Here is an 8,963-nt window from a genome sequence, read left to right on the forward strand (position 1 = left end):
TTTATATCGTTAATTCAATCGTATTTCCTTCTGGATCCAAAATCACACTTTCATAGTAACCATCTCCTGTTGTTCGGGCCAGGCCTGCAATTTTAAATCCGTCGTTTTGAAAAATCTCGGTAAATTGATCGACCTTTTCCTTGCTGCCTAGTGAGATGGCTAGATGTGCGTAGCCAAATTGTTCCCCTTCTTTTTCTGAAACAATATCGCGACGGGTCATCAGTTCGATTCGGCAATCAGACGCCATTGTCAGAAAATAAGATGCGAAGCCTTTCGTTTCATTGACGTATTTTTCAGATGAAGTGGCCTCGAAGTATTTTTCATAAAATTGGCGCATAACTTCTAAATCTTTCACCCAAATTGCAACGTGTTCAATTTTCATGTTTGATTCGTCCCTTCTGATAAAATAGGAAAACGAAGACGGCTGCGAGCGCGCAACCTAGCATAACAAGTCCCATTGGAAGGCCTGTTTTCCCACTACCAAGCCCTACAAGTGGTGAAACAATCCCGCCGAAAAGGAAACCCATTAGACCGATTAGCGCGGATGCACTCCCTGCATTTTTTGTTTGGCTTTGCATTGCGAGCGAGGTTCCGACCGTGTTAATGATCCCAACGCTTGAGATTGCAAGGAACAACACGACAATAACAACCATTACGGGGGCTAAAAAAGCGAGTAAAAATAGCAAGGCTAGACTAGCCAAAACAGCGAGTGTGATGCCGAATTTGTAAACGCTAACTTCAGTATACCTCATGCTGAACATTCCCGCTAATTGGGAAGCGATAACAAGACCTAATCCGTTTAAAGCGAAGCATAAGCTGAACATTTGCGGCGATAAACCATAAATACTTTGTAAAACGAATGGCGAGGCCGCAATATAGGCAAACATCATGCCCGTTAAAAGGCCTTGTGGTAAGGCAAACTGCATGAAATCAGCACTACGAATTAATTTGCCAAACGTCACTAACGTTCCTTTTAGCCCGCCCTGTTCGCGTTCTGCTTGCGGTAGCGATTCCTTAATCATGAAAAACGATAACGCGAAAAGGACAAGTCCGATTGCAGTTAATAATATAAAAATCCCATGCCAGTCTGTCACAAGCAGCATGCCGCTCCCAATTATCGGCGCTAAAATCGGGCCAAGCCCATTAATTAACATTAAAAAGCTGAAAAACCGCGTTAAATTTTTCCCTTCGTAATAGTCGCGCGCAATTGCCCGGGACAGCACACTTCCAGCCCCACCAGCAAATCCTTGGATAAAACGGAGTAGGATAAATAAAATGATATTGCCTGTAAAAATACAAAGAAAGGAAATGATAAAGTATGTAAATACGCCAATGAGAAGTGGTTTTCGGCGACCGACAGCATCACTAAGCGCGCCGATGACGAGCTGGCCGGTTGCAAGTCCAATCATGCAGGCCGTCAAGCTAAGCTGTGCCATAGATGCTGCAATCCCCATGTCGTTTGCAATGTCTGGTAGCGCTGGCAAGTACATGTCGAGCGACAGCGGGCCAAACGCGGAAAGCAAGCCTAAAATAATCACTAATGAAAAAACAATTTTGTCTTTTTTCTGCATAGAATCTCCTTTAAGTCCATCAAAAATATGGCAGACACTCCCTTTTATAAGAAAAGAAAAGCCGCCACCCAGTAAACGAGCGCTGCGAGTACCCCTGCAATAGGAAGCGTAATCACCCATGTAACAAGCATGTTTTTGCCCGTCCGCCAGTTCACTTCTTTCTTGTGATTCGCGGTGCCGACGCCCATAATCGAGCTATCGATAACTTGCGTCGTGCTAACGGGAAGGTGCGTGAGCGTTGCTGTCATGATAACGGAAAGCGAGCTTATATCGGCTGCCACGCCTGTCACAGGCTCAATACGCATGATTTTCGTGCCGACGGTTTTGATAATCCGAAAACCACCAACTGACGAGCCAATCGCCATCGCTAGCGCACAGGACAGTTGAACCCAAAACGGAACGCCCGCCGTTTCTTTTAGGAGCCCTCCTGCAATAAGAGCAAGTGTAATGACTCCCATCGTTTTTTGCGCATCATTTGTCCCGTGGGCATACGCCTGAATGGCCGCTGTAAAAATTTGCGCGACTTTAAAACGCTGATTTGTTTTCGCGCGCTTCCGGTTTCTGAAAATCCATTTAAACGCCGAATAAATCAAATAGCCGACCGAAAAACCAATAATTGGCGAAATGATGAGCGCAATAATAATTGTCGTAAAACCGCCAAAATTAATAACGCTAAATCCTGCCGATGCAATTGAAGCGCCCGCAATCGCCCCAATTAGTGCGTGAGAGGAACTGCTCGGCATACCAATTAGCCAAGTAAGCAAATTCCAAATGACGGCCGCAATTAACCCGCACAAAACAACAAATTCCCCGTGCTGCAATGCGAAAGGATCCACAATACTTTTCGTCAAACTTTCTGCCACACCTGTAAAAGAAATTGCCCCTAAAAAATTCATCACAGCGGCCATTGAAATCGCGACGCGCGGCTTCAAAGCTCGCGTTGAAATACACGTCGCAACAGCGTTTGCAATATCATGAAATCCATTAATAAAATCGAAAGTAAGTCCCACAAGGACAATTAATATCGTAATCAAAATAACCGTGTCCATAACAATTTCTCCTAACAACGCTTTTTTCTCTACCTACCCTGTTTCAGTAAAAACAAAAACCCCTACTATTTGCAGGGGTTCTTTGATGTAGCATCTGTTTTAAAAATCATATTCGTCGTCATAATCATAATCGTAATCATCAAACATATTGTCATGCATGTCGTAATCGTAGTTATAACCATCGTCAAATCCATCCATCATCATCCCAAACATACCGAAAAAGCCAATGATAACAAAAATGCTCAAAACGAAGCTTATACCTGTCATAACACAACCCGTAATCAAAAGCCCCAACCCTTTTTTGGGTTCAAAGCTAGGTTTCTTCACAAACAAATAAACCAGCAAGACGATAATCACACTTGTGAATACGATAAGTAAACACCAAAGCAATGAATTCATCCCACGTCTTTCTGCATCTTTATAAATCCAGACCGCTACAATCGCGCGTGCTGCAAGCGACACTAACGCTAAAAATAATAAACCAATCGTAAATAAAAACATCATACCCATTCTGTCTATTCCTCACTCTCGTTTTCAATAGAAGGGACTTTCGGCGTTTTTTTCGTCACTGTTAAAATACCAGCTACTAAAAATAAAATCCCTTGAATGCTTGAAATTTGCAAGCCCCCTAGAACAATTAACATAATCGCATACGTTTGCACTTTCGGAACATCTTCCTTTATTTTAAATGCAGCAATAAAACCAAAAACTGCCGATGCAATTGAAATTAGAATAATCATGCCAAAAATGACAACAAATATTCCTAAAAACCATGCTGTAGTATTTCCACTCGCGAATTCTAAGCTTGCCGCAATACCCATTCCCATAAACAATGCATAGATTACGATAAAAATAGTTGTCACTATACTAAATGCTGCGCCAATGATGGTTAAAATAAACTCAGCTTGTCTGTTCATAACGCCCTCCTCTTTTTTCATCGCCTTTTTATAGTTTAGCATGGTTTCCAAGAAAATGCTCTAATTTCTATGAAAAAAATACAAAAAAGAAGGAAATCAGCCCTGATCTCCTTCTTTTTTATATTATCTAGCAATTAAAACATTGCATTTTGCGTGTTTCACAATATAAGATGAAATGCTTCCCATTAAAACTTTTTCCAAACGACTAAGTCCCGTCGCCCCGCAAACAATTAAATCTGCACCATATAAATCAGGAATCTCTTCTGTTAAAAGTTTTTTCGGGTTACCGACTTCCAAAAAAGTCCCGACTGATTCTACACCTTTTTCTTTTGCGATTTGCACATACTTAGCAAGAATTTCTTCCACATCAGCTCTTAACTCAGCTTCCCATGTCCTGCCTTCTGCTGTAAATGTTGGGAATGATCGAACATCAATGACACTTGCGAGCGAAAGCGATGAACCAAGTGCTTTGGCTAGATTAACTGCTTCATAAAACGCCGCCTCTGACTGGTCTGAACCATCTACCGCAACTAAAATACGTTTATAATTTGTCATGTTAATTCCTCCAATTTCAAACTTGGACTATACTCTTCTATACCTGTACTCACTTTCGTTAAAACCTTATTTTGCGCGATTTTCTTCTGTTCGGAATTTGACAATTTTTTCAATTAATTCTACAGGTAAATCTTCTTTTAGCGGAAATTGAATAGTCCCTTTTGAATATTTGTACTTTCCTTCTACATCAGCTAAAAATGTCGCTACCCCTTTTGCCCCTGGATAAAAGCCAATATGCGTTTTGTACCCGGCAAAATGAACTAAATTACCATTTAAATAAAATGTTGGAATGCCGTAACTAATTTTCTCAGTTGCTTCTGGCGCCATCTCATGAACTAGAGCACGAATCTTTTCAAGACGTTCTTTCGTTTCCCCTGAAAACTGCGCGATGTACTCATCAATATTTTGATATGCTTCCATTTCCTTCACCTCTTGTTTTAGAATACCATTTCCCCCGTAGAAAATACAATAATATCATGATAACGCTTTCGAATATCGTCCAAGTCCCATCTATTAGCTCCTCCTAGTTTGATTATCCATTTAATTCCATACAACAGCATTCCCAGCCATCCTTTTTAGTCCTATATTGAAGTCCTATTTTTAAATTTCCATTCGCTTTCTTCTATCTTATTGTTTTCGTTTCGTAGTAGTATTTGACAACGGTTGTTAGTTCTACTTATCTAAATGCATTTTTTCGAAATTTGTTCACATTTTCAAAGTTAATGAAAGAAAATTCACAGAATAGACAAATTATAGGTTAAATCAGCACTAAAGTGGGGTGCACTTTTATGTTTCACATGGTATTATGCTAATTGAAAGGTGTGAAATTATGAATACTCTCTTTAGTACAAATGAATTCGTCCGCGCCATCAAAGTTGAACTTCCGGAAGCAATTAAAGAACTCGAAGTTCCAGCGAGAACAATTGTTTCCTTTGATGAAATGGATGTTTGTTACATTATTATATCAGGCATCGTAGAGGGATATATTAAAAGAACAATGGAAACAAAAAGCGACCAAGTATACTCCTTTTTCACAGAAGGAGATATTGTCGGATTCGGTCAAATTTTTGATGATTTTAAAGGAATGATATTTGAGACTTTGACAACAACAAAAGTCTATGCCATAAAAAAAGAAGATTTAGAGTATCTACTTTCTTTTCCGCATAACGCTCCCTTCATTTATTACATCATGAAGCGTCTCTCGTCGCACTACTATCTTAAATCTTTATTAAGCATTCGAAGCAAAGAAAATGTACTCGTCCAATGTATGTTCAACCTTAGCTACTTGTTGGATTCTAATGTTGAAAGTGCACATTTCGTTAAACTTCCAAAAGAATATACCCATACACGCCTGATGGAATATTCCACGCTATCACAAGGTGGCTTTTATAAACATCTTGATTTACTTTACAAAGATCAAATTATTTTTAAAGATGGCGCAAATATTGTTGTAGATATTACTAAAATGCGCGAATTGCACCCCGCAACTATCCCATCTTATTTAAAGTAAATAAATAGTGTTTAAAATTGTTGAAATGTTTATTAGCGTCTTTCATTATTGTAACAACAAATTTATGTGCAACATACATTGTTTTTGCAGCAGACGAGAATCTCCCACAAACATTTGATTCTCAACCTACTAATGATTTGAATGCAACAAACTTGCTGCCAAACTCCACCTATGAATCTATCTTCCCAGACGTTCATTTCCGCGAAGTTATCATGGAAGAAACCGGAGCAAGTTCAAGTACAGACATTGTGACACAAGAAGAGCTCAATCGAATAACAGATATATATGCTAACTTTTGTAACATCCGTTCCATTCAAGGCGCCGAGTACTTAAATAATTTAGTGGATCTAAATATAAGCGTCAATTCCATCACAGACATTTCACCATTAGCTCATTTAAACGCTTTAACTTCTTTAAATCTTCAAGGTAACTTTGAACTATCCGATATTTCAGCCCTTCAATACCTTACCAATTTAGAGTACTTGGATTTAGGGCAGAATATGGTTACTAATATTTCTGCTCTAGCTGGTCTAACAAAACTTAAAACTTTAAATATTGAAGGTAATCAAATTGTTGATATCTCCTTTCTTCAAAATATGCATGACTTAGAAATCTTATTTATCGGGGACAATAAGATTTCAGATATTTCGGTTTTTAAAAATTTAACACAGTTGACAGATTTGTCGATGCATACTAACAAAATTACTGATTTATCGGCTATTAAAACATTAACAAATCTAATTGACTTGAACTTTGCCGCTAATCAAGTAACAAATTTGTCCGCTCTAAGGAACATGGAAGACTTACTTTATCTCGATTTTTCAGAAAATGGAGTGTCTTCTCTAAGTGATATTAAAAATTCAACAAACCTTAAACAATTATTCGCGGTCTCAAATGAACTTACTGATGTCACAACGCTTACAAACTTCTCCCACTTAACTTATCTCGATTTAGGTTCTAACCATATTCGTGATATCTCACCTTTAAAAAATATTTTTGATGCAGGATGCTCACTTAAACTAGCCTATCAAACTATAAATTTATCAAATACAGAAATCAATCAGAACAAAGTCACTCTTCCAGCTTCCAAAACAATCGCTTATGATTTTTACAAAGAACCATTAACTGAAAACATACCCTATCCAAGTGATACATATTCTTTCACAAATGGCAATCATACTTGGGATACCTCAACTTCTATCCCAGACAAAGTCAGCATAACTTACAAAAAATCATATCCTAATTTCGTATATTCTGTCACTTTCCTGACCAAGCCAGCAGTAGATACCAATGCTCCAATCATTAGCGGTACTGATATTCGTATAGTTGCAGGTCATCCCCCGCTTACTATCTCAGAATACGAAGAACTGGCAAATATACATACAGATGATGGCTCTGAACTAACAATCACTGGCTTAAATCAAGTAGATTGGAACACAGTTGGAACTTATGAAGTCACTGTAAGCAGCACCGACCCGAACGGCAACAACGCTTCCCCGTTAACACTAAAAATAACCATTATTCCAAACACTTCTTTTGAAGAAACAACAAAAAATAGTACGCCGCCGACTACAAGCCAAAAACCAGTCCCCGTACCTTCAACTAGTCCCCTACCAAAAACAGGTGACAAATCACCACAAAAAATACAATTAATTGGACTACTTATCACCACATTATCCGGACTCATATTAATTCGTAAAAACAAATAAAAGATGATGGGAAAGCCACACCTAATATGCCTTCCCATCACCTTTTTTATTTTGCTCACCCCTTTAGAATTAACCGGTGATTTTTTGTATAAATTGATATATTGCGTTCGGAGGAAAAACCAAAAATGCATTCTTCAATACATAGTTGTTAGGAATATTTTCCAAAACAAGTTTGCAGAAGAAAAAACATGTTACCAATTTTTCTCGTTTAGCTATATGAGAACAAGATGGCTATATGATTTCTCTCCTCTTCCCATTATGGCAAAAATATCCCCCATACACGTCTATTCAATAAAAAACCGGGCAGAAAATCTTTTTTCGATTTTCTACCCGGTTTTCATGTTCAGCTAAGAATTTATGTCCTAGCCTCTTTCTTTATTACGTTAAATTTTATCGAACCGTTACCGGTGTTTCAATAACCTGATTGTTCGCCCCGTCATAACCTATCATCGAAACTTCCATACCTGGTGTTTTCAGTAAGGCTTTCGCATAATACGTAAACGAACCATCTGCATTTACTGGAATTTTAGATTTAACGACACCTTCAACTTTAAGCGCAATATATTTCACACCATTTGTTGATGTTCCTGTGACCTCCCTTGAAGTTCCAATCGTAAAGATATCTGTTGTTAACGTTGCTGGAGCAGTTGGTGGGATCGTCACTCTATTAGAAGCCACCTCAGCTCCACCTGCAGTGTAAGCTTTCATTACGATAGTATCCTGGTCACTTGTGACATAACGGCGAATATAGTATTCATATGTGCCTGAACCGTCTACTGGGATTCTAGATAGTTCTGTGTCATTCACAGTTGCGGAAATATATTTCACATTTCCAGAATACGTGCCGACTACTGAACTATCACCAAGGTTGTAAGTCTGTGCAGTAATCGCTGATGGACCACTTGGATTGATGGTTACTTGAACAGTGTCTCCAACTTCATTTCTTGAATTGTAGGCTTTCATTACAATTCGATCTGTATCACTTGTGATATAACGGCGAATATAGTATTCATATGTGCCTGACCCGTCTACTGGGATTTTAGAAAGTTCTGTGTCATTCACTGTTGCAGAAATGTATTTCACATCTCCAGAGTATGTTCCGACAATTGAACCATCTCCAAGACTATAATTATTCGCTGTAATTTCACTTGTTGTCTGAAGTTCACTTACCTCGAAAGGTGCTTCCGCTACTTGGACACTTGCGCCATTATACGCAACGACGGATACTACATCTTCTTCAGAAGTGATATTTGGTTTTGCATAGTATGAGTAAGTGCCACCTGAAACTGGGATTTTACCTAATACTGTGCCATTGACTTTCAGTGCAACATATTTCACGCTTCCTGTATACGTTCCTGTAACATACTTATCTTGGTACAAGACAAAATTATTTGCTGTAACAGTACTATCGCCTGGTGGGTTAAGAATTACATTGACTGGTTTTTCATCCACTACAACGCCTGCGACATTGTACCCTTTCACAGAAACCGTATCACCCACCGCGATCTTGCCTTTAGAGTAATAACTCCACGTGTTCGCATCTTTTACAGGGGTTTTCACGTATTCTGTGCCATTCACAACAAGGGAAACATATTTCACACTTCCTGTGAACGTTCCTTGTACGTAAGAATCTGTTGAAACGGCGAAATAGT

At 38.8% G+C, this 8,963-nt stretch carries 10 protein-coding genes; 2 read left to right on the forward strand and 8 right to left on the reverse strand.

Features of this window, described 5'->3' with window-relative positions; genetic code table 11:
- Nucleotide 1 precedes the first annotated feature (1 nt).
- The 7 genes from CFT42_RS06195 to CFT42_RS06225 form a co-directional block, all read right to left on the reverse strand.
- On the reverse strand, nt 2–382 hold the full coding sequence (locus tag CFT42_RS06195; RefSeq protein ID WP_088815716.1) for a VOC family protein: 381 nt from the start codon (nt 380–382) through the stop codon (nt 2–4).
- Nucleotides 372–1,571 carry a multidrug effflux MFS transporter gene (locus CFT42_RS06200; RefSeq protein WP_088815717.1) on the reverse strand — a complete coding sequence of 400 codons (1,200 nt, stop codon included), beginning with the start codon at nt 1,569–1,571 and terminating at the stop codon, nt 372–374. The genes CFT42_RS06195 and CFT42_RS06200 overlap by 11 nt, the downstream gene beginning before the upstream one ends.
- Nucleotides 1,572–1,615: 44 nt before the next feature.
- On the reverse strand, nt 1,616–2,620 hold the full coding sequence (locus CFT42_RS06205) for an inorganic phosphate transporter (RefSeq protein WP_088810191.1): 1,005 nt from the start codon (nt 2,618–2,620) through the stop codon (nt 1,616–1,618).
- Nucleotides 2,621–2,719: 99 nt separating this feature from the next.
- Nucleotides 2,720–3,130 (reverse strand): peptidase, encoded by a 411-nt coding sequence (locus CFT42_RS06210; RefSeq protein ID WP_088810190.1) that lies wholly within the window; start codon nt 3,128–3,130, stop codon nt 2,720–2,722.
- 5 nt (nt 3,131–3,135) lie between these two features.
- The gene (locus CFT42_RS06215) at nt 3,136–3,537 is read right to left on the reverse strand and encodes a DUF4064 domain-containing protein (RefSeq protein ID WP_088810384.1); all 402 of its coding nucleotides are present in this window, start codon (nt 3,535–3,537) and stop codon (nt 3,136–3,138) included.
- Nucleotides 3,538–3,660: 123 nt separating this feature from the next.
- On the reverse strand, nt 3,661–4,092 hold the full coding sequence (locus CFT42_RS06220; protein ID WP_088810189.1) for a universal stress protein: 432 nt from the start codon (nt 4,090–4,092) through the stop codon (nt 3,661–3,663).
- A 66-nt stretch (nt 4,093–4,158) separates the two neighbouring features.
- Entirely contained in the window at nt 4,159–4,512 is a 354-nt protein-coding gene (locus tag CFT42_RS06225; protein ID WP_088810188.1) for an iron chaperone, read from the reverse strand.
- Between the two features lie 409 nt (nt 4,513–4,921).
- On the opposite strand from CFT42_RS06225, the gene CFT42_RS06230 reads away from it, so the two are divergent.
- Both CFT42_RS06230 and CFT42_RS06235 read left to right on the forward strand, forming a co-directional pair.
- A complete protein-coding gene (locus CFT42_RS06230; RefSeq protein ID WP_088810187.1) occupies nt 4,922–5,602 on the forward strand; it encodes a cyclic nucleotide-binding domain-containing protein in 681 nt (226 codons plus the stop codon).
- A gap of 20 nt (nt 5,603–5,622) precedes the next feature.
- Entirely contained in the window at nt 5,623–7,311 is a 1,689-nt protein-coding gene (locus CFT42_RS06235) for a leucine-rich repeat domain-containing protein (protein ID WP_159458152.1), read from the forward strand.
- Between the two features lie 390 nt (nt 7,312–7,701).
- Here the strand turns inward: CFT42_RS06235 and CFT42_RS06240 are convergent.
- A partial coding sequence (locus CFT42_RS06240; RefSeq protein ID WP_341864830.1) for an immunoglobulin-like domain-containing protein occupies nt 7,702–8,963 on the reverse strand: 1,262 nt, incomplete at its 5' end.

The organism is Listeria goaensis (assembly GCF_900186125.1).
Classification (GTDB): Bacteria; Bacillota; Bacilli; order Lactobacillales; family Listeriaceae; genus Listeria; species Listeria goaensis.

What these genes read in the sequence shown, in the direction of transcription:
- CFT42_RS06195 (WP_088815716.1), bottom strand. Translation starts at nt 382, where the DNA reads ATGAAAATTGAACACGTTGCAATTTGGGTGAAAGATTTAGAAGTTATG.
- CFT42_RS06200 (WP_088815717.1), bottom strand. Translation starts at nt 1,571, where the DNA reads ATGCAGAAAAAAGACAAAATTGTTTTTTCATTAGTGATTATTTTAGGC.
- CFT42_RS06205 (WP_088810191.1), bottom strand. Translation starts at nt 2,620, where the DNA reads ATGGACACGGTTATTTTGATTACGATATTAATTGTCCTTGTGGGACTT.
- CFT42_RS06210 (WP_088810190.1), bottom strand. Translation starts at nt 3,130, where the DNA reads ATGGGTATGATGTTTTTATTTACGATTGGTTTATTATTTTTAGCGTTA.
- CFT42_RS06215 (WP_088810384.1), bottom strand. Translation starts at nt 3,537, where the DNA reads ATGAACAGACAAGCTGAGTTTATTTTAACCATCATTGGCGCAGCATTT.
- CFT42_RS06220 (WP_088810189.1), bottom strand. Translation starts at nt 4,092, where the DNA reads ATGACAAATTATAAACGTATTTTAGTTGCGGTAGATGGTTCAGACCAG.
- CFT42_RS06225 (WP_088810188.1), bottom strand. Translation starts at nt 4,512, where the DNA reads ATGGAAGCATATCAAAATATTGATGAGTACATCGCGCAGTTTTCAGGG.
- CFT42_RS06230 (WP_088810187.1), top strand. Translation starts at nt 4,922, where the DNA reads ATGAATACTCTCTTTAGTACAAATGAATTCGTCCGCGCCATCAAAGTT.